18 protein-coding genes and 1 pseudogene are annotated in these 24304 nt (G+C 74.3%); 12 read left to right on the top strand and 7 right to left on the bottom strand.

All coding sequences use genetic code 11. From position 1 onward, the window contains the following. Genes ACIA5D_RS06205 through ACIA5D_RS06195 form a run of 3 tightly spaced genes read left to right on the top strand, consistent with a single transcriptional unit; the run spans position 1 to position 3148 of the window. On the top strand, positions 1-936 hold the full coding sequence (locus tag ACIA5D_RS06205) for a Zn-ribbon domain-containing OB-fold protein (RefSeq protein WP_396028772.1): 936 nt from the start codon (positions 1-3) through the stop codon (positions 934-936). Beyond that, a complete protein-coding gene (locus ACIA5D_RS06200) occupies positions 933-1994 on the top strand; it encodes a thiolase domain-containing protein (RefSeq protein ID WP_396028771.1) in 1062 nt (353 codons plus the stop codon). The genes ACIA5D_RS06205 and ACIA5D_RS06200 overlap by 4 nt, the downstream gene beginning before the upstream one ends. Next, positions 1991-3148, top strand: a complete 1158-nt coding sequence (locus tag ACIA5D_RS06195) for a thiolase domain-containing protein (protein WP_396028770.1) — start codon at positions 1991-1993, stop codon at positions 3146-3148. The genes ACIA5D_RS06200 and ACIA5D_RS06195 overlap by 4 nt, the downstream gene beginning before the upstream one ends. On the opposite strand, the gene ACIA5D_RS06190 is transcribed toward ACIA5D_RS06195, so the two are convergent. Next, complete coding sequence (locus tag ACIA5D_RS06190; RefSeq protein WP_396028769.1) at positions 3139-4371, bottom strand: cytochrome P450; 1233 nt, start codon at positions 4369-4371, stop codon at positions 3139-3141. The two genes, ACIA5D_RS06195 and ACIA5D_RS06190, sit on opposite strands and share 10 nt — an antisense overlap. A 112-nt stretch (positions 4372-4483) precedes the next feature. On the opposite strand from ACIA5D_RS06190, the gene ACIA5D_RS06185 reads away from it, so the two are divergent. After that, positions 4484-5599: a steroid 3-ketoacyl-CoA thiolase gene (locus ACIA5D_RS06185; protein WP_396028768.1), complete on the top strand. Its 1116-nt coding sequence runs from the start codon at positions 4484-4486 to the stop codon at positions 5597-5599. Here the strand turns inward: ACIA5D_RS06185 and ACIA5D_RS06180 are convergent. Further along, on the bottom strand, positions 5583-6845 hold the full coding sequence (locus ACIA5D_RS06180) for a polysaccharide biosynthesis protein (protein WP_396028767.1): 1263 nt from the start codon (positions 6843-6845) through the stop codon (positions 5583-5585). The genes ACIA5D_RS06185 and ACIA5D_RS06180 overlap by 17 nt on opposite strands. A 130-nt stretch (positions 6846-6975) precedes the next feature. Between ACIA5D_RS06180 and ACIA5D_RS06175 the strand changes: the two genes are divergently transcribed. Both ACIA5D_RS06175 and ACIA5D_RS06170 read left to right on the top strand, forming a co-directional pair. Then, a complete protein-coding gene (locus ACIA5D_RS06175; protein WP_396028766.1) occupies positions 6976-8664 on the top strand; it encodes a hypothetical protein in 1689 nt (562 codons plus the stop codon). Then, positions 8661-8864, top strand: coding sequence for a hypothetical protein (locus ACIA5D_RS06170; protein ID WP_396028765.1), 204 nt, complete (start codon positions 8661-8663; stop codon positions 8862-8864). The genes ACIA5D_RS06175 and ACIA5D_RS06170 overlap by 4 nt, the downstream gene beginning before the upstream one ends. On the opposite strand, the gene ACIA5D_RS06165 is transcribed toward ACIA5D_RS06170, so the two are convergent. Then, positions 8849-10015: a glycosyltransferase family 4 protein gene (locus ACIA5D_RS06165; protein WP_396028764.1), complete on the bottom strand. Its 1167-nt coding sequence runs from the start codon at positions 10013-10015 to the stop codon at positions 8849-8851. The genes ACIA5D_RS06170 and ACIA5D_RS06165 overlap by 16 nt on opposite strands. A gap of 15 nt (positions 10016-10030) precedes the next feature. Next, positions 10031-11083, bottom strand: a complete 1053-nt coding sequence (locus ACIA5D_RS06160) for a DUF3068 domain-containing protein (protein ID WP_396028763.1) — start codon at positions 11081-11083, stop codon at positions 10031-10033. A gap of 74 nt (positions 11084-11157) precedes the next feature. Here ACIA5D_RS06160 and ACIA5D_RS06155 point away from each other — a divergent pair. After that, positions 11158-12201 (top strand): annotated as a pseudogene (locus ACIA5D_RS06155) (acyltransferase family protein); the annotation flags it as partial. Between the two features lie 89 nt (positions 12202-12290). Here ACIA5D_RS06155 and ACIA5D_RS06150 read toward each other — a convergent pair. From ACIA5D_RS06150 to ACIA5D_RS06140, 3 genes are read right to left on the bottom strand one after another with little or no spacing between them, the layout of a single operon-like run. Then, complete coding sequence (locus tag ACIA5D_RS06150; RefSeq protein ID WP_396028762.1) at positions 12291-16871, bottom strand: alpha-(1->3)-arabinofuranosyltransferase family protein; 4581 nt, start codon at positions 16869-16871, stop codon at positions 12291-12293. Continuing rightward, complete coding sequence (locus ACIA5D_RS06145) at positions 16868-17641, bottom strand: SDR family oxidoreductase (RefSeq protein WP_396028761.1); 774 nt, start codon at positions 17639-17641, stop codon at positions 16868-16870. The genes ACIA5D_RS06150 and ACIA5D_RS06145 overlap by 4 nt, the downstream gene beginning before the upstream one ends. Continuing rightward, positions 17638-18828: an acyl-CoA dehydrogenase family protein gene (locus tag ACIA5D_RS06140; protein ID WP_396028760.1), complete on the bottom strand. Its 1191-nt coding sequence runs from the start codon at positions 18826-18828 to the stop codon at positions 17638-17640. Before ACIA5D_RS06140 ends, ACIA5D_RS06145 begins: the two co-directional genes overlap by 4 nt. A 53-nt stretch (positions 18829-18881) precedes the next feature. Here ACIA5D_RS06140 and ACIA5D_RS06135 point away from each other — a divergent pair, with 53 nt between their 5' ends. From ACIA5D_RS06135 to ACIA5D_RS06115, 5 genes are read left to right on the top strand one after another with little or no spacing between them, the layout of a single operon-like run. Continuing rightward, on the top strand, positions 18882-20402 hold the full coding sequence (locus ACIA5D_RS06135) for a FadD3 family acyl-CoA ligase (RefSeq protein ID WP_396028759.1): 1521 nt from the start codon (positions 18882-18884) through the stop codon (positions 20400-20402). Continuing rightward, the gene (locus ACIA5D_RS06130) at positions 20395-21231 is read left to right on the top strand and encodes an enoyl-CoA hydratase (protein ID WP_396028758.1); all 837 of its coding nucleotides are present in this window, start codon (positions 20395-20397) and stop codon (positions 21229-21231) included. Before ACIA5D_RS06135 ends, ACIA5D_RS06130 begins: the two co-directional genes overlap by 8 nt. Beyond that, positions 21228-22319, top strand: a complete 1092-nt coding sequence (locus ACIA5D_RS06125) for an acyl-CoA dehydrogenase family protein (protein WP_396028757.1) — start codon at positions 21228-21230, stop codon at positions 22317-22319. The genes ACIA5D_RS06130 and ACIA5D_RS06125 overlap by 4 nt, the downstream gene beginning before the upstream one ends. Continuing rightward, the gene (locus ACIA5D_RS06120) at positions 22316-23287 is read left to right on the top strand and encodes an acyl-CoA dehydrogenase family protein (protein ID WP_396028756.1); all 972 of its coding nucleotides are present in this window, start codon (positions 22316-22318) and stop codon (positions 23285-23287) included. Before ACIA5D_RS06125 ends, ACIA5D_RS06120 begins: the two co-directional genes overlap by 4 nt. Continuing rightward, the gene (locus tag ACIA5D_RS06115; protein WP_396029485.1) at positions 23284-24303 is read left to right on the top strand and encodes an acyl-CoA dehydrogenase family protein; all 1020 of its coding nucleotides are present in this window, start codon (positions 23284-23286) and stop codon (positions 24301-24303) included. The genes ACIA5D_RS06120 and ACIA5D_RS06115 overlap by 4 nt, the downstream gene beginning before the upstream one ends. Position 24304: the final 1 nt, after the last annotated feature.

Below are 24304 nucleotides of genomic sequence, written 5' to 3'. Positions count from 1 at the left end.
GTGGAAGCGCCGCTGGTCATCGAGTTCGACTACACCCGCTCGCTGGGCCCGGTGCTGGGCCGGTTCATGGCCGGGCTGCGCGACCGCCGGGTGCTCGGCAGCCGCACCGCCGACGGCCGGATCCACGTGCCCCCGCTCGAATACGACCCGGCGACCCACGCCGCGGTGACCGAGCTCGTCGCCGTCCAGCCGACCGGCACCGTGGCCAGTTGGACCTGGACCGACCGGCCGCTCGACGGGCAGCCCCTCGATCGGCCGTTCGGCTGGGCGCTGATCCGGCTCGACGGCGCCGACACCGCGATGCTGCACGCGGTCGACGCCGGGCAGCGCGAGCGGATGCACACCGGCATGCGGGTCCAGATCCGCTGGGCCGCATCCCGGAAGGGGCACATCAACGACATCGAGTGCTTCGAGCCCGAGTCATCGGCTGCCGCCATACCTTTCACGGCCGAAGGCGAACCGGTCACCATCATGAAGACGCCGATCCGGCTCGCCTACACGCACACCACCTCCGACGACGAGAGCCGGTACCTGCAGGCGCTGGCCGAGGGGCGGCTGCTCGGGCAGCGGTGCCCGGTCTGCGGCAAGGTCTACGTGCCTCCCCGGGTCTGCCCCGCCGACGGCGTGCCGACCGAGGAGGAGGCGCCGATCGGCGACCACGGCACGGTCACCACGTTCTGCGTGGTCAACGTGCCGTTCGCCGGGCAGCGTCTCGAGCCGCCGTACGTCGTCGCGCAGATCCTGCTGGACGGCGCCGACATCCCGATCCCGCACCTGATCCTCGGTCTGCCGGCCGAAGAGGTGCGGATGGGCATGCGGGTGGCCGCGGTCTGGCGCGAGCGCGAGAGCTGGTCGGCCACCCCCGAGAACATCGCGCACTTCCGGCCCACCGGCGAGCCCGACGCGCCGTACGAGTCCTACGAGGAGCACTTGTGAGCCCGCCGCCGGTTGCCGTCATCGGCTTCGCCCAGGCCCCGAACCGGCCCTCGGCCGGCACCACCAGCGGCGTCGAGACTCTCGTCCCGGTCTTCCGGCAGGCCCTCGCGGCGGCCGGCCTCGACCGGCGGGAGGTGGACTTCTGGTGCTCCGGCTCCTCCGACTATCTGGCCGGCCGGGCGTTCAGCTTCGTCAACGCGGTCGACGCGATCGGGGCGTACCCGCCGATCTGCGAGTCGCACGTGGAGATGGACGCGGCGTGGGCCTTCTACGAGGCGTACGTGAAGATCCTCGCCGGCGAGGCGGAGACCGCGCTCGTGTACGGCTTCGGCAAGTCGTCGGCCGGCGAGCTGCGCCGGGTGCTGGCGCTGCAGCTCGACCCGTACGTGACCGCGCCGCTCTGGCCCGACTCGGTCAGCGTCGCCGCGCTGCAGGCCCGTTTCGCGCTCGACGCCGGGATCGTCACCGAGCGGGCGATGGCCGAGGTGGCGGCCCGCAGCCGGGCCGACGCGACCACCAATCCGTACGCCCAGGTGTCCGGCCGTGTCGAGGCCGGCGACCTGCTCGCGGCGCCGTACGTCGCCGACCCGCTGCGCAAGCACGACTGCGCGCCGGTCTCCGACGGCGCCGCCGCGCTGGTGCTGGCGTCCGGTGATCGGGCCCGCGAGCTGAGCGAGCGGCCGGCCTGGATCACCGGCGTGGCCCATCGGATCGACCCGCAGGGGCTGGGCGAGCGCGACCTCACCACGGTGCCGTCCGCGACCGCCGCGGCCGCGGCCGCCGGGTTGCCGGGCGACCTCGACGTGGCTGAGTTGCACGCCCCGTTCACCCACCAGGAGCTGCTGCTGCGCGCCGCGCTCGGGCTGGGCGACCGGGTGCGGATCAACCCGTCCGGCGGCGCGCTCTGCGGCAATCCCCTGTTCTCGGCCGGCCTGGCCCGGATCGGCAGTGCGGCCGAGCAGGTGATGTCCGGGCGGGCGCGGAAGGCGGCCGGGCACGCCACCAGCGGGCCGGCCCTGCAGCAGAACCTCGTATGCGTGCTGGAGGCGGAGTCGTGAGACGAGCGGCCGTACTGGGTACCGGGCAGACGCACCACCGGACGCGGCGTACCGACGTGTCGATGGCCGGGCTGTGCCGGGAGGCGATCGACCGGGCGCTCGCCGACGCCGGCGTCGACTGGTCGCAGATCGACGCCGTGGTGCTGGGCAAGGCGCCCGACCTGTTCGAGGGCGTGATGATGCCCGAGCTGTTCCTCGCCGACGCGCTCGGCGCCGCCGGCCGGCCGCTGCTGCGGGTGCACACGGCCGGCTCGGTGGGCGGCGCCACCGCGATCGTGGCGACCAGCCTGATCCGCGCGGGCGTGCACCGGCGGGTGCTGGCGGTCGCGTTCGAGAAGCAGTCGGAGTCCAACGCCATGTGGGCGCTGTCGATCCAGCCGCCGTTCACCGCGCCGATCGGGGCCGGGGCCGGTGGCTATTTCGCGCCGCACATCCGCGCCTACATCCGGCGGTCGCACGCGCCCGGGCACATCGGCTCGATGGTCGCCGTCAAGGATCGCCGCAACGGGGCGCTCAACCCCTACGCCCATCTCCGGCAGCCCGGCATCACGCTGGAATCCGTGCAGGCGTCCCCGATGCTCTGGGATCCGATCCGGTACGACGAGACCTGCCCCTCCTCCGATGGCGCTTGCGCGGTGGTGATCGGCGACCAGTCGGCCGCCGAGGCGAGCGAACGGCCGGTGGCCTGGATCCGGGCGACCGCGATGCGCACCGAGCCGACCTTCTTCGCGGGCAAGGACCACGTGAATCCGCGGGCCGGCGCCGAGGCGGCTCAGGCGCTGTGGCGCGCGGCCGGCATCACCGATCCCCTCGACGAGGTCGACGCCGCCGAGATCTACGTGCCGTTCTCCTGGTTCGAGCCGATGTGGCTGGAGAACCTGGGCTTCACCGAGGCCGGGCACGGCTGGAAGCTCACCGAGTCGGGCGAGACCCGGATCGGCGGCCGGCTGCCGGTCAACCCGTCCGGCGGGGTGCTGTGCTCCAACCCGATCGGCGCCTCCGGCATGCTGCGCTTCGCCGAGGCGGCCATGCAGGTGATGGGCCGGGCCGGCGAGCACCAGGTGGCCGGCGCACAGGTGGCGCTCGGCCACGCGTACGGTGGCGGCTCTCAGTTCTTCTCGATGTGGGTCGTCGGTTCGTCGCCTTATCGGTAACGCACCGGCAGGTGCTTGATGCTGTTGAGCCAGCCGGAGCGCAGCCGCTCGGGCGGGCCGGCCAGGCTGATGTCCGGCATGTGGTCGGCGATCGCGTTGAAGATCAGGTCGATCTCGAGCCGGGCCAGGTTGGCGCCGAGGCAGAAGTGCGCGCCGCTGCCGCCGAAGCCGAGGTGCGGGTTGGGGCTGCGGGTGATGTCGAACCGCTCCGGGTGGTCGAAGACCTCCTCGTCGAAGTTCGCCGAGCCGTAGAACAGGGCAACCCGGTCGCCCTTCTTGATCTGCTGCCCGCCGAGCTCGGTGTCGCGGGTCGCGGTGCGCTGGAAGACGTTCACCGGGGTGCCCCAGCGGACGATCTCGTCGACCATGGTGCGCGGGCGGTTGGCCTTGAACGCCTCCCACTGCTCGGGGTTCTCGAGCAGGGCCAGCATGCCGTGCGCGATGGCGTTGCGGGTGGTCTCGTTGCCGGCCACCGCGAGCACCAGCACGAAGAAGCCGAACTCGTCGGAGGACAGGTGCTCGCCGCCGATCTCGGCCTGCACGAGCGTGCTGACGATGTCGTCGCGCGGGCACGCCTGCCGCTCCTCGGCCATCTTCATGGCGTAGCCGAGCAGCTCCATCGCCGGTTCCAGGGGGTCGTCGGCGCCGCTGTACTCGGGGTCGTCGTAGCCGATCATCGCGTTGGACCAGTCGAAGACGTTGCGCCGGTCTTCCTGCGGCACGCCGAGCAACTCGGCGATGGCCTGCAGCGGCAGCTCGCAGGCGACCTCGGTGACGAAGTCGCCACCGGCGCCCTCGCCCGCCTCGCCCACGATCCGCTCGGCCCGGGTCTGCAGCGCCGAGCGCAGGCTGTTGATCGCGCGCGGGGTGAAGCCGCGGGACACGATCGCGCGCTGCTGGGTGTGCTGCGGCGGGTCCATGTTGAGCAGAACGTATCGCTGCATCTCGATGCGGTCGCGCGGCATGCCGGTCTTGAACCGGACGATCGCCGTGTTCTCCCAGCTGGAGAACGTCTCGCTGTCGCGCGACACGGCCATCACGTCGGCGTGCCGGGTCACCGCCCAGTAGCCGTCGTCGTCGAAGCCGGCGCTGCCGCGCTCCTGCGGGATCCAGCAGACCGGGGCATGGCGCCGCATCTCGGCGAACTCCGCATGCGGGATGCCGTTGACGTAGATCTCCGGATCGGTGAAGTCGAAACCGGTGGGGATACGGGGCTGAGCCACGGCTCCTCCTACAGAAACAGGTTCTACCGATTCAAGCACGCGCACCACCCCCGGCGGTATGCCTCCTGTGCTTTGATATAGAAACACGTTCTAGATTTTTCGGGAGGGCGCGGTGGGCGTTCCGGTGATCGTCGACGCGGTCCGCACGCCGATCGGCCGCCGCGGCGGGTGGCTGGCCGGTCGGCACCCCGCCGAGCTGCTCGGCGCGGCGCAGCGAGCGCTGCTCGACCGGGCCGGCCTCGACCCGGGCCTCGTCGAGCAGGCCATCGGCGGCTGCGTCACGCAGGGCGGCGAACAGTCCAACAACGTCACCCGCACCGCCTGGCTGCACGCCGGCCTCCCGTACGCGACCGGCTGCGCGACCATCGACGCGCAGTGCGGCTCGGCGCAGCACGCCACCCACCTGATCGCCGGCCTGATCGCGGCGGACGCCATCGAGGCCGGCGTCGCCTGCGGGGTCGAGTCGATGAGCCGCGTCCCGCTGCGCGCCAACCTGGGCGACGCCGGCCTCCCCCGGCCCGAGTCGTGGGACATCGACCTGCCCAACCAGTACGTGGCGGCCGAGCGGATCGCCGACCGGCGCGGACTGACCCGTTCCGACCTCGACGCCTTCGGTGTGCGCTCGCAGGCGAACGCGGCGCGCGCCTGGCGAGAGGGCCGTTTCAAGCGTGAGGTGATCGCGGTCGGCGACGTCGACCGGGACCAAGGCCTGCGGGAGACCACCATGGAGGGTCTGGCCGGGCTGAAGCCGGTTCTGCCCGACGGCCGGCACACCGCCGGCACCTCATCGCAGATCTCGGACGGCGCAGCCGCGGTGCTGCTGATGGACGCCGAGCGCGCGTCGGCTCTCGGCCTGCGGCCGCGCGCCCGGATCCTGGCCCAGTGCCTGGTCGGCGCCGAGCCCTACTACCACCTGGACGGGCCGATCGCGGCCACCGACCGTGTCCTCGCGCGCACCGGCATGAAGATCCACGACGTGGACGTGGTCGAAGTGAACGAGGCGTTCGCCAGCGTGGTGCTCTCCTGGCTCAGCGTGCACCAGGCCGACCTCGATCGGGTCAACGCGAACGGCGGCGCGATCGCCCTCGGCCACCCGGTCGGCAGCACCGGGGCGCGACTGATCACCACGGCCCTGCATGAGCTGGAGCGCACGGGCGGTGGCACGGCGCTGGTCACCATGTGCGCCGGCGGCGCGATGTCCACGGCGACCATCATCGAGCGGATGTGAACGCCGGCGATCCGCGGCGGGCCCGGCGCCACCAGACGGCGGCGCCGGTGGTCAGCACGCTCGCCGCGGCGGCGCCGGCCGCGCAGGCGAGCAACTGCCCGACGGTGGCCGGCCGGGCGATCGCGACGACGGCCGCCAGCGCGGCCACCACCGCCCACACCCCCGCGGCCGGGTGGCGAGCGCCGTCGGCGATCAGCGCGTTGACGAGCAGGACGGTGACCGCATACAGCGCGCCGACCAGCACGAAGTACGGCGCGAGGTCGCCGAGCCCGGCGTATCCGCCGCCGCCGACCGCGCGCACGAGCAGGTCGCCGGCGAGCGCCGCGCCGCCGACCAGCACGGCGCCGGCCGCGACAACCAGCGCGAGGCCCACCCGCAGGGCGGCGCCGCCCCGCACGAGCTTCGGCAGCGCCACGATCGTGACGACCTGCGGGCCCCAGATCGCGGCCCGGGTGAGCACGGCGCCGACCGCATACGCCCCGGACTCGCCGGGCGGCAGCAGCCGCCGGGCGAGGATGAGATCGGCGTAGGAGGCGACGAGGATGGCCAGCGAGGCGCTCGCCGCCGCGAACACCGCCCGCCCGCGCAGCTCGCCACCGGGCGAGGCCGCCACGGCATCCGCGCCGGGCGCCACGGTGGCGGGATGCGACGCGCCACCGGCGCGCAGCAGCCAGGCGAGCGCCGGCGGGACCGCCCACGCCACCAGCGCGCCGAGCGCGAACGTGGCGGTCAGCCCGAGCCCGGCGGCCAGGCCCACCAGCACCCCGGCGTATCGGCCCAGGGCCAGCGCCACCGTCCCGAGGGCCAGGCGGCCGAAACGCTCGCTGCCCTGGAGCACACCCAGCGGCCGGCCGGCCAGCACGGCCGGCACGGTCATCGCGGCCAGCAGCGGCGGCACGCCGGGCGGCAACCGCAGCGCGGCGGCGAGCACGGGCGTGGCCAGCAGCATCGCTCCCCCGCACACCGCCGCTGTCAGCCAGGCCTGCCGCGCCGCCGCGACGGGCCGGCCCGAGCGGGCCACCGCGACGGCGACCGCGGTCTGCAGCCCGATGCCGGGGATCGTCGCGATCGCGACCAGGGCGAGCGCCGCGGCCAGCGCGCCGAGGTCGGCCGGGGCCAGCCGCCGGGCGCCGAGCACCGGCGGCAGGTACGCCAGCAGATTCGCCGTCGCGGTGGCCGCGGTGACGGCGATTCCCGCGCGGCCGAGAGTGGCGAGGGAGCCGCGAATGCCCGGCGAAGAGTCCACTGTGCCTCCACCGTCGCTGAATGACGCGGGGCCCGATCGTGCCGACAGCGTAACCGCCCCCGCAACGGCCACCCCCCGACCGGCCGGCCGCCGGGAGCGTTTGCTGCTCTACGGCTGCGCGGCGGTCGTCGTGACAGCCGTCCTGGCTCCGCTGGCCCGCGCCGGCTACGTGCTGCGCTACGACATGGTCTTCGTCCCCCGGCAGCCGCTGACCTGGAACCTGATCGCGCCGATCGGCACGATGCCCCGGGCCGTGCCGGAGGACGCGCTCGTGAGCCTGTCCGCGCTGATCGCGCCGGGCTGGCTGGTCCAACGGGTGGCGCTCGCCGGCATCCTCGCCGCGGCCGCCATCGGCGCCGGCCGGCTCGTCCCCACGCGACGTGTCCTCACCAGGCTGGTCGCGGCGCTCGCCTACGCCTGGACGCCGTTCCTCGCCGAACGCCTGCTGATCGGCCAGTGGGGCCTGCTGCTCTGCTACGCCGCCCTGCCGTGGATCGTCAGCGCAGCCCGCGACCTGCGCCTGGGCCACCCGCGCGCCGGCGCCCGGCTCGTGCTGGCCGCCGCCTGCGCCTCGGTGACGCCGACCGGCGGGCTCATCGCGCTGGCCACGACCGTTGCCCTGGTCCCCCCGGCCGGGCCTGCCCGGCGGTGGCCGCCCGGGCACACACCCACCGACCCGGCCTGGCGTCGTCGCCGGCGCGAGGGCCGCGTCGCCGTGGCCGCGGTCGCCGCGCTCAACGCGCCGTGGCTGGTGGTGGCGGCCACGTCGTCGATGATCCGGGTGACCACGCCGGAGGCCGTGGCCATGTTCTCGGCCCGGGCCGAGAACTGGGCGGGCGCCCTCGTCGCGCTCGCCGGCACCGGCGGCATCTGGAACGCGCTCGCCGTGCCGGCGAGCCGCTCCGGGCCGCTCGTCCCGCTGGTCACGCTCGTCCTGGTCGCCGTGGCCGTGGCCGGCTTCGGGCCGCTGCGCCGGCGCTGGCCCGAGGGCACCGCGACCCGGCTGGCCCGGCTCGCCGGCTTCGCCCTGTTCTTCTCGGCGATCGGTGTGCTGCCCGGCACGTCCGGCACCCTGCGCACGGCCGTCGATCTGCTGCCGGGCGCGGGCCTGTTCCGCGACGGGCAGAAGTTCCTCATGCCGTACGTGCTGTTGCTCGCCCTGTGCCTGGCGCTGGGCGCCGAATGGCTCGCCGACCGGCTCACGGCCGTCGGCGGTGGTCTCGTGCTGGCCGGTTTCCTGCTGCTGCCGGTGGTGGCCCTGCCCGACCTGGCGTGGGGCGCCGGCGGGAAGCTGCGGCCGGTCGAGTACCCGGCCGAGTGGGCGACCGTGGCGGCGGCCGTGGCGGAGGCGCCCGGGCCGGTCCTGTCGCTGCCGATGTCGGCCTACCGGGCCTACCCCTGGAACCCGGGGACGGTCGTGTACGACCCGGCGAGCCGCTACCTGCCGGCCCCGGTCATCATGGACGACCGGCTGCGGATAAGCGTGGAACGTGGCTTCCAGACGACGCGCGGCGAGAGCGATACGGCCGAGGCCGTGCAGGAACGACTCGAGGCGCACGGCCCGGCCGCCGACGACCGGATCCGCTGGGTTCTCGTGCAGGTCGACGCCGCCGGGAGCGTGCCGGCGACGGCGCTGGCCGGGCTCGTTCCGGTCCACCGTGGACCGGGCATGGAGCTGTACAGCAATCCGGGATACCGCGCCATGGGCGGGGCACCGGTGTGGGCGACGGCCGGCTACGTGCTGGCCGGGCTGGTGGTCGCCATCGCGGGATGGCGACGTTTGGCGCTTGGCAGAGCGATGAGGAGGAAAACCCGATGACCGCGTTCAAGACCCTGATCGTCGGCGCCGCGGTGGGCCTGTTGGTCGCCGTCGTCGGCACCGCGGCGGCGATGGCGGCACTCAACCCCACCGCCAAGGAGGTGGCGACGGAGATGGCCAGCCAGGCGAACACGGGAGGCGAGGCCGGCAAGGCCGCCGCCGACCCGATCGAGCCGCCGACCTTCTACGGCGCCCGCTGATCGCTGGCGAGCAGCCCGTCGACGAGGGCGGCGAGCTGCTCCCCGGCGGCGGTCCAGGTGAAGCTCTCCGCGTACGCGCGTGCGGCCGTACCCATCTGCTGCCGCACCCGTTCGTCGGTGAGCAACCATCGGATCTTCACGACGAAGTCGTCCGGATCGTCGGCGAGCAGACCGGTCTCGCCGTCGCGGATCGCGTCGCACACGCCACCCGCGGATCGGAACGCGACGGCCGGGGTGCCGCGGGCCGCGGCCTCCATGATGGTCAGTCCCCACCCCTCCTTGAGCGACGGGACCAGCGCCACCCAGCCGCGCGACAGCAGCTCGTGCTTGCGGCGCTCGCTGACGTAGCCGGCGAACTCGGTGCGCCCGGCGACGCCGAGCCGGGCGGCGTGCTCCCGCAACCGCGGCTCCCACCACCCGCGACCGGCCACGACCAGCCGCAGGCCCGGCAGGTCGGGCGCGAGCGCGGCGAGGGCGTCCAGCGCGTGCTCGACCCGCTTGTGCGGCACGAGCCGACCGAGAACGACCAGGCACGGGTACGTGGCGCGGCGGACCGGAGCGTCGAGCGCGCGGGACAGTCCATTCTGGATGATGGAGATGCGCGCGCCGGTGATGCCTAGCCGCACGAGCTCGTCGCGGGTGGCCCCGGACACCGTGACGTAGCGGCAGCGCCGGTAGACCCGCGGCGCGACCCGGGACTCGAGCCACCAGCCGAACCGGCCACGCCAATCGCCGAACACCACCGGCCACTGCTCCCGGTGCACATGGTGGACCACGACCACGGTCGGGCATCGGGCGTACAACGGCGAGAGGAACGGCACCCCGTTGCAGACGTCGACAATCAGATCAGGCCGTCCGCGTACGCCGGAGGCCAGGCGCCCGAGCCGGCAGCCGCCTGCCAGATACGTGAGCGCCGCGCGCAGGTAGACGGTGTGCCGCCCGCCGCGCCGCAGGACGTGGACGTCGGTGGGCAGCACCTGCTCGGCGGGCGCGCCGTCGTGCGCCGCGCACAGCAGCGTCACCCGGTGGCCGCGCGCCACCAGCTCGGCCGCGATCCGCTCGGTGTAGACCTCGGAGCCCCCGCCCTCGGGGTTCCGGGTGTCCCGCCAGTTCAGGAAGAGAATGTGGCGGGCCGCGGTGGTGGCGGGCACGGCGGCGGGCGGCCGTCAGCCCTGCGGTACGGCGGACGGCTCGGGCTCGGCGGCGTGGGCCGGGGCGTGCTCCTCCGGCGGCGCCGCACGCCGCGTGATCATCAGCCCGGCGACCATCGCCAGGAGCCCGAGGACCAGCAGGCCGATCGGCAGGTAGCGGCCATACAACAGCAGCTGCGAGCGGCCGTCCTGGGCCTGGTCGACGATGGCGTCGGCGGTGGCCTTGTCGTACTGGAAGGTCGCGTCGAGGATGTCGATGGCCGGCCCGGTGTCGGGCACGAGCTGGCGGTGCTGCTGCTCGCGGTAGGCCACGATGGCGCCGGTCATCGGCTCGACCCAGAGGGTGCGGGAGGCCTCGTAGTTCATCGTCGCGTTCTTCGCCTTCGGCGCGAGGAAGCCGAGCAACCCGGCGATCGTCTCGTCGTCGGCCTCGATGCCCTGCTGGGGCACGACCTGCTCGAAGCGGTACGTGTTCATGCCGGCGACATCGTCCTCGCCGCGGTATTCCATCGGCAGCGCCTTACGCAGGGTGCCGTCGAAGTACTGGTACGTCTTCTTCTCGGTGCCGAACGGGAAGAGATAGAGCTGCCCGGAGTACTCGATGTTCCCCGGCTCGCAGGTGGTCGCGTCCTGCTTGGTGACCTTGACGTCGTTGTAGCACTGGCCTTCCCACGGCACGGCGGCGCCCGACCTCCGGTCGAGCGCGATGCGGCTCTCGGCGCGGTTGATCGGCACCTGCTCGTCGGCCCAGTCGGTTGCCTGATACACGTTCCAGATCAGGGTGTTGCCGGCCAGGTCTCCGGTGAGGTCGGCGGCGGCCTCGTAGTCGGGCTTGACGCCGGTCATCGAACGCAGCGTGCCTTCCTTGACGGCGACCTCGGGCTCGCCGTTCGCCAGCAGCCGAGCGCTGACGAATTTCGCATCTGAGGCCACGACCACGACATCCGGCGGCTTCAGATCGTACGGAACCTGGCTGAGGGCGGGGACTATCAGCCATGCGAGGGCCGCCGCGGCAACCACGCAGAGCAACCCCAAGCCGAATAGCGTAGCGCCGGCAACTCGTCGCATCGTAGCACCTCCCATGAACTAGAACTCGTTATAATCTACTGCTGCGTAACCGACGACGAAACCCCGGGAGAACGATGTCTTCCGACGTATCGGCACCGCCTCGCCTGCCGGCCCTCGACGCGCTCCGGGCCGCGGGCGCCGCCGCCGTGGTCGGCGTGCACGTCGGCTTCGCCACCGGATGGGGCGCCGGCCCGTGGGGCGGTCTGGTCGTCCGGCTCGACGTCGGCGTCGCGGTCTTCTTCGTCCTCTCCGGATTCGTGCTGTTCCGGCCGTTCGCATGGGCATGCGCACACGGCGACCACCGCCCCGGAGTCGGCGGTTACCTGTGGCGGCGCGCCCTGCGGATCCTGCCCGCGTACTGGCTGACGGTGGCGGTGTGTTTCCTGGTCCTGCCGAACAACGCCGGGCTGGGGTGGGCCGAGTGGCTGCGGTACGCGACCTTCACGCAGTTCTACGAGCGCGGGCACATACACGACGCGCTCGGGCACACCTGGAGCCTGACCGTCGAGGCCGCCTTCTACCTGTTGCTGCCGCTGCTGGCGGTGCTCGCGCTCGGATCGAGGTGGCGCCCGCGGCGCACGGTCGCGATCCTCTGTGCGGGCGGGGTGATCATCAGCGGGGGCTGGTACGCCGCGATGGCCATGGGCCGGCTGGACATGGGGCTGCACACGATGTGGATGCCCGGGTTCGCGGGCTGGTTCGCCGCCGGGATGGCGCTGGCGACGCTGCGCGTGGCGATGGAGACGGGCAGCCGTTCGCTCCTGGCCGAGGCGGCCAAGGCCCCGCTGACCTGGTGGGCCCTGGCGGCCGGCCTGTTCGTGATCGCCGCCACGCCGCTGACCGGCCCGCGCGACCTCGCCGAGCCCACCGCCGGGCAGTTCGCGACCAAGTCACTGCTGTTCGTCGGGGTGTCGGTCGCGATCGTGCTGCCGGTCGCCTTCGCCGGCCCCGGGCGCCTGACGTCGGCGCTCTCCGCGCCGGTTGCCCGCTGGCTGGGCATGGTCTCCTACGGCCTGTTCCTCTGGCATCCCCTCGTGCTGGCCCTGCTGCACCCGGCCATGACGCCGGAGACCTTCGGCGGCGCGCTGCGCGTCTATCTGCTCACCGTGGCCGGCGCGCTGGTCCTGGCGACCCTGAGCTGGTACGGCCTGGAGCAGCCGCTGCAGGAGTTCGGCCGCCGGTTCACCCGCACCGCGCGTGCCGGTGGTCAGTCCCCTTCGCCGTCCGGGGACGCAGGCCGGCCCGGCCCGGGGATGACGGAGGCAGGACCGGCCGCGGAAGGGCCGGCCACGGCAGGCCCGCCTGTGGCAACGGCAGTGTGGGCAGCTGAAGCGGGGGCAGCTGAAGCGGGGGCAGCTGAAGCGGGGGCAGCCGACGCGGGGGCAGCCGACGCGGGGGCAGCCGACGCGCCGACGGCGGGAGCGGGGGCAGCCGGCGCTCGATCGGCCGATCGGGCCGGGCCGGGGGCGAACGGCAGTGTGCCGAGCCAGAGCGCGGCGAACGCGGCCAGTCCCGCGAGCTGAGGCCCCGACGCCACGTGCGGGCTGCCGGATCGTAGCGACAGCAGGCAGGCGACCGAGAAGAGGACGACCGGCGCCCACCTCAGCCCGCGCAGCACGGCGCGGCGCAGCGCACGACGCCGGTCGCTGGGTGCGACCCGTGCGACGGCCGACAGCACAAGCAGTGCCAGGACGCCGAGCAGCGCCAGGGCCGTCGCGGCGTAGCCACCGGCCACCACCAGGAAGACTCCACCCAGAACGACCAGGAAGCCACCGCCCCGGCGACCCCGCTCGCGACGCCCCGGGAAGCCCCGCCCACGACGCCTCCAGAGGCCGCGCCCCCGCGGCCGGAAGGAGTCGCGCCCAGCTTGCCGGAGCTGGTCCGGCCCGGCCGGCCGGTGGGGGTCGCGCCGGTCCGGCGGGACCGCCGCGGTCGCTGACCGACCGATCGGTAAGGCAGCCAGCACGACCGCGGCCGCGAGGACCGCGCCGCCGGCCAGCCCGGCCCGGTACAGCCCGTCCGGCGCGAACTCGATGGTCGCCACGCCCGACAGTCCGGCCGGGACGATCCACCCCTGCTGCCACCCGTCGACCACGATCGGCCGCAGCGTCCGGGCGCCGATCCGGGCCCGCCACCCCGCGTTGGTGTTCTCCCGCAACACCAGGATCCGCGACGTGGCCCACGGCGCGAGCGTGACCCGCCGCCGGTCGGCATCCCACCGGTCGATCGAGAGCACGCTGTCCACCGGCGCCGCGGCCGGCCCGTCCGAGACGGGCAGCAGCGCCAGCCGGGCCGGCGACGCCGCCGCGCTTGCGGTGGCCACGACCCGCACCACGCCCTCCGCCGTGCCCGGCTTCACCTGATCGGTCTCGCACAGCCGCATCGGGAGCTCGCGCCGCCCGAGGAGGTCGGACACGGTCGCGGTGAACGCCGTCCGGATCCGCCGGTCGCCGATCTGCAGGGCCGGCCCGCTGCCGCACGGCACGCGGACCACGGTGGCCGCTCCCCCGGCGGGACCGGACTGCCCGCGGTCGGACAACACGGTCACCTCGCCCACGCCGACCGGCAAACGCTCGAAGCGATTGGCGTACGGGCTGAACGAGACCGCCTCCGGCACCCCGCCGAACAGCACCGTGAGCTCGTCGGTGCGCACCGGCGGGTCGAGACGGAGTTGCCCCTGGGCGTCGAGGGTGCCGGAACGCGACCCCGCGTCGGTCAGCACCGTCACCGCCCACGGGTGGGCCGCCGCGGCCCGGTCCGGGAGCGTGATGCGCAGGCCGGTGAGGGTGCGCGGGGACGCCCAGTCGAGCCGCAGCCACGGCGTGCGGTCCTCGTCGCTCGCGTACCAGACGGTGTCCGGGTTGCCGTCGACGACCGTGCCGGCCCGGGCGGCGGGATCGGGGACGCCGGTCGAGGAGGCGGTGACCCACGGGGTGTCGGGGCCGGCGATCGCCCGGTCGAGCAGGGCGTCGAGCGCCGGTCCGGCGCGCGGCCGGCCCCACAGCTGGGCGGTGTAGGCGCCGGGTAGCGACCACGGCACCGTACGGTCGAGAGCCGTGCCGTCCTCCGAACCGCGCGACGCCGTGGCGGCACAGTAGGGCAGCCCGTCGGCGAAGAAACAGGACGGCACGGACGGCGCCGCGCCGAGCAGCACACTCGGCGCGGACGCGCGTGTCGCCATCGCGACCATGCTGTCGCCGGTCGTGGCGGAACCCGGTTCGGCGGGCAGTACCAGCGTGCGGTGCGCCGAGACGCCCGGTACGGCCAGCTCGGCGAGGCCGACGCCGCCGTAGCCGAGCCGCACGCTCCAGACCGCCGTGACCTCGATGGTGATGTCGGTGACCGCGAACCACCCCTCGAGCGGCACGGTCACCGTCGCATCCGCGACCGGGATCTCGTGTCGCTCGTTGCCCGCCCGCACGGCGATCCGGGTGGGGATGGCGTCGGCGCCGAGGTCGAAGGTGATCCGCACCTGCTGGAGCCGGCGGGGGCGGTCGAGGGTCACGGTGAGCCATTGCCCCACCGCCGCCGTGCCGGGCGCCGAGCGCCACGAGGTCGCCGGGTCGCCGTCGACCGCCGCGTACGGCAGATGTTCCGGCCGGTTGCCGACGAGCGTCAGCGCCTGGCTGTAGGAGCTGGACGCCTCGATGTCCCGCACGCCGAGGTAGCGCGCGACGGTCTGCCAGCGGGTGGCTCCGGCGGAGTTCGGTGGCGACACGGTGGGCGTGTAGTCGTGTGCCGGCTGGGCGAGCCGCCACGGCTCGGTGGCGGTCATCGTCGCCGACGCGTTGTCGTGCGCCTGCCCGAAGTTGACCTCCCGCCGGCGCAGGCCGTCGGTGACGACGGTGCCGCCGGTGGTCAGGCCGGCGGGCTGGTCGGAGGCGAGCATGGTGGGCGCCGGGCTCAGCCGGCCGGCGTCGGCGAGCGCGAGCAGCGACTCCGGCCCGCCCACCACCGTTCGCGTGTCGGCCAGGTCGTAGGCGCCGACCGGCGCGGCGGCGCCGGCCACCTCGTACACCGCGAGCGCGGGCACCGGGATGTCCAGGCCGCGGTCCACGTAGGAGCCGGCGGGCTGCCCGCCGACCGGCGGGCCGAAACCGGTGACGGGCCGCAGGCCGGGCGAGGCGGCCAGCGCGGCGCGCACCGTGAGCTGCCGCAGCGAGTCGGTTCGGCCGGTGTCCAGGTCGGCGCGGACCAGCAGGTAGCGCACGCCCGATCGGGAGAGCATGGCGGCCAGACCGGGCGAGCCCTGACCGGAGGCCAGCACGGATTCCACGGTGTCGAGGAACCGCACGGTGGTGGGCGGGACGAGCGGGATCGAGTTGCGCACTGCCCAGCCGGAGCGCATCAGCGGCTGGACCATCTCGTCGCCCGGCGCGCCCCACAGGTAGCTCGGGAAGCGGGCGCCGGGCACGACCAGGGTGCGCCCGGCGCCGGCGTGCGCGTCGAGCCACGCGGCGGCCGTACGCCAGTATTGCGGAACCTCGGCGAACGTGCCCTGACCCGGCAGCCCGCCGGCGAGAGCCGGCCCCGCCGCCACCGCGAGCGCCGTGCCCGCGGTGGCGGCGAGAAGAGCGGCCCTGAGAAAACCAGCTTTGGGAACGGCTGGAATGGGAAGAGGGGCCCGAGCCCGCAGGACGATGCCGAGAAGATGGGTGAATCCGAGCACGAGTGGCAGGCGCAGGAGGACGTCGAACTTGTGCAGGTTGCGCAGCGGCGCCCCGCCCGCGTCGAGCCAGACGCGCACGCTTTCGGCGCCGGCGCCCGGCGCCGCGGAAAGATGGCCGAGGCCCACCACCGCCACCCCGGCCAGCGCCGCCGCGATGAGGAACCGCCGGTGCGGCAGGCCGCGCCGGGAAAGACCTGCAAGCCCGAGACCGGCCACCACCATGGTGGCGACCACCAGCGGAACCCCGACCGCCAGCCGCCAGCCTGCCGGCCAGCCGGGTCCGTAGGCTCCGCCGAGGTACGCCAGCCAGTGCGACGCGCCGCGCACGGTGCTCACCACATCGGTGGTGCGGGTGGTGGTCGCGGCCGTCTCGATGTATTCGAGGAACGGCGGGCTGTACCGGCCGAGCAGCAGCAGCGGCACCACCCACCAGGCCGTGGCACAGGCGACCGCGAAACCCCAGGCGGCCGCCACCGCAATGCGCCACCGCCATGGCCGTACGGTGAGAAGCCACAGCAGCGGCAGCGGCAGCACCGCGACCACCGCGGTGGCATTGACCCCGCCGGCCGTGGCCACCGCCAGCGCCGAGAGCGCGACCGCCCGCAGCAGCCGCCGGGCCGGAACCGGGCCGCGCGCGAGACCCACCAGCGGCAGCAGCACCCAGGGCGCGACGGCGGTGGGCCACGCCTCGACCGAGACCGGGCCCAGTTCACTGAGGATGCGCGGGGAGAGGGCGAAGACCACCCCGCCGAAGAGCCGGGCCGCGGGCGTGCCGATGCCGAGCCGCCCGGCCAGCAGCACCACGCCGGTGAACGCGGCACACAGCAGCAGCGCCCACCACAGCCGCTGCATGGCCCAGGCGGGCACGCCGAGCAGCTTGCCGAGCGCGAAGAACGGCCCCATCGGCCACAGGTAGCCGTACGCCTGGTTCTGCATCTGCCCGAAGTTCCCGGACGGATCCCAGGCGTGCAGCACCCGGGCCAGCCACGCGCCGGGCGCGACCACGAGGTCCACTTTGGTGTCCGGCACGATCCGGCCGGGCTGCTGCCAGAACGAGAGCGCGGTCAGCAGCACGCAGCAGGTGGCCACGCGCAGCCGCCACACCACCGTCGCGGTCACGGGTGCTGGCTGCTCACGGAGATCACCTCGCCCGTCAGGTACGAGGCGTAGTCGCTGGCCAGGAACGCCACGACGGTCGCCACCTCCCAGGGCCGCGCGGCCCGGCCGAACGCCTCGCGCCGGGCGAGATCGGCCAGCTCCTGTTCGCCGATCACCCTGGTGAGAAAGGGATGCGCGGCGAGGCTGGGCGCCACCGCGTTGACCCGGATGCCGTGCGCGGCCACATCGAGCGCCGCGCAGCGGGTGAATGCCATGACGCCGGCCTTCGCGGCGGCGTAGTGCGCCTGCCCGGCCTGCGCCCGCCAGCCCAGCACCGAGGCGTTGTTGACGACCGCGCCACCGCCGCCCTGCGCGATCATCTGGCCCAGCGCGGCGCGGGTGCACCGGAACGTTCCGGTCAGCGTGACGTCGAGGACCCGGGCCCACTCGTCGTCGCTCATCTCGGTGACCGGCCGGTTCCCGCCCAGCCCGGCGTTGTTGATCATCACGTCGAGCCGGCCGTACTCGCCCACGGCGCCGTCGATCAGCGCCCGCACCGCGTCGTCGTCGGTGACGTCGCAGGGCAACGACCAGACCTTTGTCGCGTACGCCTTCGTCAGGCGCTCGTGTGCCTCGGCGAGCCTTTGCTCGTGGCTATCGCTGAGCACGACCTGGGCGCCCTCGGCGAGGCAGCGCTCGGCGATGGCGGCCCCGATGCCGGCGCCCGCCGCCGCGGTGACGACCACGGTCTTGCCGTCGAGCAGCCCGTGCCCCTCCGGCGGCGCGGTCACCGCCGGTCCTGCCGGGGCAGGCCGAGGACCCGCTCGGCGAGGATGCCGCGCTGAATCTCGTTGGAGCCGCCGTAGATGGTGTCGGCCCGGCTGAACAGGAACAGCCGGCGCCAGCGGTCGACATCGTGGTCGCCGGGCCGCGCGGCCACCCCGGCCGGGCCGAGCACGGTCATGGCGAGCTCGCCGAGCCCCTGCCGCCAGCGCGACCAGAGCAGCTTGATGACCGTGGCGGTGCCCATGGTGGGCGGCGCGGCCAGCACCCGCAGCGTGTGCGCGCGCAGGACGGTCAGGTCGATCCAGGCCCGGGTCAGCCGTTCCCGCACGGCCGGGTCGTCCACCGCGCCCGTGCGCCGCGCCAGCGCCACGAGGTGGTCGAGGTCGCGCTGGAAGCCGACCTGCTGGCCGACCGTGGCCGCGCCGCGCTCGAAGCCGAGCGTCGCCATCGCGACCCGCCAGCCCTGGCCGGGCTCGCCGACCACCAGGTCGCGCTCGGTGCAGGCTTCGTCGAAGAAGACCTCGTTGAACTCGCTGTCGCCGGTGAGCTGCCGGATCGGGCGGACCGTGACGCCGGGCTGGCGCATCGGCACCAGAAGGTAGGACAGTCCGGCGTGGCGGGAGGCGCCCTCGGGGATGGGCGCGGTGCGGGCCAGCACGAAGCACCAGTCGGCGACGTGCGCCAGCGACGTCCACACCTTCTGACCGGTGAGCACCCAGTGGTCGCCGTCGAGGCGGGCGCGGGTGGTGACCGCGGCGAGGTCGGAGCCGGCCCCGGGCTCGGAGTAGCCCTGGCACCACAGCTCGCTCGCCGCGGCGATGCCGGGCAGGAAGCGTTGCCGCTGCGCGTCGGAGCCGAGCGCGATGAGGGTGGGCCCGACCATGGTGATGCCGATGTGGTCGACGCGGCCGGGGGCGCCGGACCGCGCGTACTCCTCGTGGAAGATGACCTGGCGCGCCAGCGACGCGCCGCGCCCGCCGTACTCGACCGGCCACGCGAGGGTGCTCCAGCCGGCCGCGGCCAGGCGGCGGGCGAAATCGAGGCGCTGCTCGAAGACCTCGTTCTCGCGGCCGGCGCCGCCGGCGCCGCGCAGCTCATCGGTCACGTTCGCGGCGAGCCAATCCCGGATCTCGCGCCGGAACTCCCGGTCATCGTCCACTGGCGTCGCCTCCCGCTCCGCGCGTAGGCTCACCCTACCAAGCACTTGCTTGGTTGACCATCCGCGCGGAGCTGCAGGGAGGCCCGGTGACGTCGACCATTCCGGCGAACCTCATCGGCGCCGCCCGCGACTTCGGCACGGCGCCGGCCCTGGAGCGACTGACCTACGAGGAACTGCTCGCCGAGGTCCGTCGCGTCGCGCGGGCATTGATCGCCGGCGGCCTGCGGCCCGGCGATCGGCTCGCGCTCTGGGCGCCCAATTCGGCGCAGTGGGTGCTGGCCGCGCTCGGCGCGAGCTACGCGAGCCTCACCCTGGTGCCGGTCAACACCCGGTTCACCGGCGTCGAGGCGCTCGACGTCATCCACCGCAGCGACGCCCGCGGCCTCTTCGTGGTCGGCCCCTTCCTCGGCGTCGACCGCCTCGAGGCCCTGCGCGCCGCCGCGGCCGAGGAGGGCATCCCCCTCCCCCAGCTCGTCGTCCAGGTGCCCTCTGGTTGGGACGAGTTCCTGTCCCGGGGCGCGACGGTTCCCGAATCCGAGGCCGACGCGCGCGCCGCCGCGGTCACCCCCGATGACGTCGCCGACGTCCTGTTCACCTCGGGCACCACCGGGCGCAGCAAGGGCGTGATGAGCGCCCACCGGCAGTCCCTCGCGGTCGCTGCCGCCTGGGCCGCCATAGCCGGGCTGAGCCCCGGCGACCGCTACCTGGTGGTGAACCCGTTCTTCAACAGCTTCGGCCTCAAGGCGGGCATCCTGGCCTGCCTGGTCAGCGGCGCGGCCATCGTGCCGCAGGCGGTGTTCGACGTGCCCCGCACGATGGCGCTGATCGGCGAGCAGCGGATCACCGTGCTGCCCGGCCCGCCCACCCTCTACACCAGCCTCATGGACCATCCCGGCGCGGCGGGGCACGACCTGTCGAGCCTGCGCCTGGCGGTGACCGGGGCGGCCACGGTGCCGCCGGCGCTGGTCGAACGGATGCGCAAGGAACTGGGTGCCGAGGTGCTGACCGCGTACGGGCTGACGGAGGCGGTGGTGGCCACGATGTGCCGGCCCGGCGACGACGCGCTGACCGTCGCGCAGACGTGCGGCCGGGCCGCGGCGGGCTTCGAGGTGCGCATCGGCGAGCGGGGCGGCCAGGAGGGCGGCGAGGTTCTGCTGCGCGGGCCGAACACGATGCTCGGCTACCTCGACGACCCGGAGGCCACCGCCGAGGCGATCGACGCCGACGGCTGGCTGCACACCGGCGACATCGGGCGGCTCGACGAGCGCGGATACCTGACCATCACCGACCGGCTCAAGGACATGTACATCTGCGGCGGCTTCAACGTGTACCCGGCCGAGGTGGAGCGCGCCCTGGCCGGGCTCCCGGGGGTGGCCGAGTCGGCGGTCGTCGGGGTGGCCGACCCGCGGCTCGGCGAGGTCGGCCGGGCGTACGTGGTGTGCCGGCCGGGCCACTCGCTCACCGCGCCGGAGGTGATCGAGTTCTGCCGGGCCCGGCTCGCCGGGTACAAGGTGCCGCGCTCGGTCGAGCTGCGGGCCGCGGTACCGCACAACGCCTCCGGCAAGGTCCTCAAGTATCTGTTGCGCGCGGAGGCCGCCGATGGGTGACGAAGTGCTCTACGAGCGCCGGGGCGTGGTCGGCCTGGTGACGATGAACCGGCCGCGGTACCGCAACGCGCAGAACTCGGCGATGACGTACGCCCTGGACGCGGCGTTCACCCGCGCGGTGGACGACGACGAGGTCCGGGTGATCGTGCTGGCCGGTGCGGGCGACCACTTCTCGGCCGGCCACGACATCGGCACCCCGGAACGCGACGCGGACACGTCGTTCCCCCGGCGCGCGGCGATCTGGTGGGACCACACCGGCAAGGAGGGCGCCGACCGCCGCTACGCCCGCGAGATGGAGGTCTACCTGAGCATGTGCCGTCGGTGGCGGGAGATGCCGAAACCGGCGATCGCCATGGTGCAGGGCGCCTGCATCGCCGGCGGCCTCATGCTGGCCTGGGTGTGCGACCTGATCGTCGCGGCCGAGGACGCCTTCTTCGCCGATCCGGTGCTGCGCATGGGCATCCCGGGGGTCGAGTACTTCGCGCATCCATGGGTGCTCGGCCCCCGGTTCGCCCGCGAGATGCTGTTCACCGGCGACCGGTTCGGCGCGCGCCGGGCGTACGAAATAGGAATGGTCAATCGCGTGGTGCCGCGCGCCGAGCTCGAACCCACCGTGTTCGCGCTCGCGGAGCGCGTCAGCGCGATGCCGGCCTTCGGCCTCGCGCTGGCCAAGCGCGCGGTGAACCAATGCGAAGATCAGATGGGCATGCGCGCGGGCATGGACGCGGTCTTCGGGCTGCATCACGTCGCCCACGCACACAACGCCGAGGTGACCGGAAACCCCCTGGCGGGGCTCGATCCGGCCGCCATGAAGAAGGCCTCGTCGTGAACCTCGACCTCGACCCGGCCGCGCTGGCGTTCCGCGACGAGGTCCGGGAATGGCTGGCCGCCAACGTTCCCACCCCGATTCCTGAAGGAGCGGAAGCGCTGCGCGCCTGGGAACGGCGGCTCGCGGACGCGCGACTCGCGGTGGTCTCCTGGCCCGAGCGGTACGGCGGCCGGGCCGCCCCGCCGCTGCACGCACTGCTGTTCGAAGAGGAATACCACGCCGCCGGCGCACCGGCCCGGATCGGCCAGAACGGCCTGTTCCTGCTCGCACCGACGCTGCTGGCGCACGGCACCCAGGAGCAGCGCGACCGGATCCTGCCGCCGATGGCCCGCGCCGACGAGGTGTGGGCGCAGGCCTGGTCCGAGCCCGAAGCGGGCAGCGACCTCGCGGCGATCCGCTCCCGCGCGCGCCGCACCGAGGGCGGCTGGCTGCTGTCCGGGCAGAAGACGTGGAGCTCCCGGGCGGTCGTCGCCGACCGGGCGTTCGGGCTGTTCCGCAGCGACCCCGGGGCCGAGCGCCACCGCGGCCTCACCTACCTGATGTTCGGCCTGCGCGCGCCCGGGGTCACCGTGCGGCCGATCCGGCAGCTCGACGGCGAGCCCGGCTTCGCCGAGATCTTCCTGGACGACGTGTTCGTCCCCGACGCCGACGTGATCGGCGAGCCCGGGGACGGCTGGCGGGTGGCGATGAGCACGGCCGGGCACGAGCGCGGGCTGACCCTGCGCAGCCCGGGCCGGTTCATGGCGGCGGCCCGGCGGCTGGTGGCGCTCTGGCAGGAACACGGCGACCCGGCGCTGCGCGACCGGGTGGCGGACGCGTGGATCGGCGCGCAGGCGTACCGGATGCACGCCTTCGCCGCGCTGGACCGGCCGCCGTCCGGAAGCGACGCCAGCCTGACCAAGCTGTTCTGGTCGGAGCTGGACGTGGCGTTGCACGAGACCGCGCTGGACGTGCTCGGCCCGCGCGCCGAGACCGAGGCCGCGTGGACCGGCGGCTACCTGTTCTCGCTCGCGGGCCCGATCTACGCGGGCACCAACGAGATCCAGCGCGGCATCGTCGCCACGCGGGTGCTGGGACTCCCCCGATGAGGCTGGCGCCGTCGCCGGAGCAGGGCGCCTTCGGGGCCGCGCTGCACGACCTGCTGTCCGCCGCCGCGGTGCCGCAGGCCGCGGAGAGCTGGGCTTGCGGCGACCACGACCCCGCTCGGCGCATCTGGTCGCAACTCGCCGAGGTGGGGGTCACCGGGCTGCTCGTCCCGGTGCGCTGGGGCGGGCTGGGCGCCGGCGCGGCCGACCTGGTCGTCGCCGCCGAGGAGCTGGGCCACCACGCGTTGCCGGGCCCGATCGCCGAGTCGCTCGCCGCGGTGCCCACGCTGCTCGCGGCGCTGGGCGAGCCCGGCAAGTGGCTGCCGGAGCTGGCCGCCGGCCGCTTCCTGGCGACCCTCGCCGCGCCGCCGTGGCTGCCCTATGCCACCGACGCGGACGCCGCCGACCTGGTGCTGCTCGCCGACGGGGACGTGGTCGGGCCGGCTCGACCCGGCGCCGCCCGGTCCTCGATGGACCGCACGCGGCGGCTCTACGAAGTCTCCGCCGACGGCCCCGCCGAGGTCTGCCCGGCGGTCGGCCGTGCCCTCGACCTCGGCGTGCTGGTCTGCGCCGCGCAGCTGCTCGGCGCGGGCCGGGCGCTGCTCGAGGCGGCGGTGGCGCACGCGCGGACCAGGGTCCAGTTCGGCGGGCCGATCGGGCGGTTCCAGGCCGTGCAGCACCGGCTGGCCGACGTGGCGGTGGGGCTGGAGTTCGCCCGCCCGCTGCTGTACGCGGCCGCGGTGACCCTGGCCGCCCGCGACGTCTCGGCCGCGAAGGTGGCCTGCGCCGACGCCGCCGGCCGGGCCGCCCGCGCGGCGCTGCAGGTGCACGGCGCGATCGGCTACACGCAGGAGCACGGGCTCGGCCGCTGGCTGACGAAGGTGCGGGCGCTGAGCCTCGCCTGGGGCACCCCGGCCGACCATCGGGCGCGAGTGATGGCGGAGCTGTCCAAGGGGGGCGCATGGAACTGACCGAGGAACACCGGGCGCTGCGCGACGCCGTACGCGGCCTGCTGGCCGGCCACCCCGCGCGCGTGGCCGCCGGGCAGCCGGCCGGCTACGACGCCGGCCTCTGGCAGCGGCTCTGCAAGGAGATCGGAGTCGCGGGTCTCGCGGTTCCCGAGGCGTACGGCGGGGCCGGCGCGACCCTGCTCGAGTCGCACGTGGTGCTGGGCGAGTGGGGCCGGACGCTCACCCCGGGGCCGATGCTCGGCTGCGCGGTGCTCGCCACCCAGGCCCTGTTGCGCGCCGGCGACCAGCAGGCGTGTGAGCGGCTGCTGCCCGGCGTCTGCGCCGGCGACCTGATCGCCTCGGTCGCCTGGCAGGGCGAGTTGAGCTGCGATGCCGCGGGCAGGATCAGCGGGGTGGCGCATCAGGTGCTCGACGCCCCGGAGGTCCTGCTGGTGGCGACCGGAGACGCGCTCTGGGAGGTCGCGGCGAACGCGCCCGGGGTCACCGTGGAACCGGCTGACGTGCTCGACCCGACCCGGCGGCTCGCCACGGTCCGGTTCGACGGGGCGCCCGGCCGGCGAGCCGGCAGTGTCTCCGTGGCATGGCTGCGTGACCTGGCCTGCGTGGCGCTGAGTGCCGAACAGGTCGGTGCGGCGTCACGGGCGTTCGAGGCCACCCACGAGTACGTGCAGCAACGCGTCCAGTTCGGCCGGCCGATCGGCTCGTTCCAGGTGCTCCAGCACCGGCTGGCCGAGGCGTACCTGCGCCTGGAGGCCGCGACCACCGCCTCCTGGACCGCCGCGGAGGCCCTGGTGGCCGGCTCTTCCGACGCTTCGACGCCGGCCGCGATGGCCAAGGTGTACTGCTCGGAGGCCCTGCAGGCGATCGCCGGCGAGATGGTCCAGATGCACGGCGGCATCGCGATCACCTGGGAGCACGACGCCCACCTCTACCTGCGCCGCGCGTATGCCGACGCACAACTGTTCGGCGCGCCCGCCACCCATCTCGACCGACTGGCGGCGGCATTGCTGGGCTGAC

The organism is Actinoplanes sp. NPDC051513 (genome assembly GCF_044454685.1).
Taxonomy (GTDB): Bacteria; Actinomycetota; Actinomycetes; order Mycobacteriales; family Micromonosporaceae; genus Actinoplanes.
The sequence above is the reverse complement of the archived record's forward strand: the minus strand, read 5'-3'. Positions and strand labels throughout refer to the sequence as shown.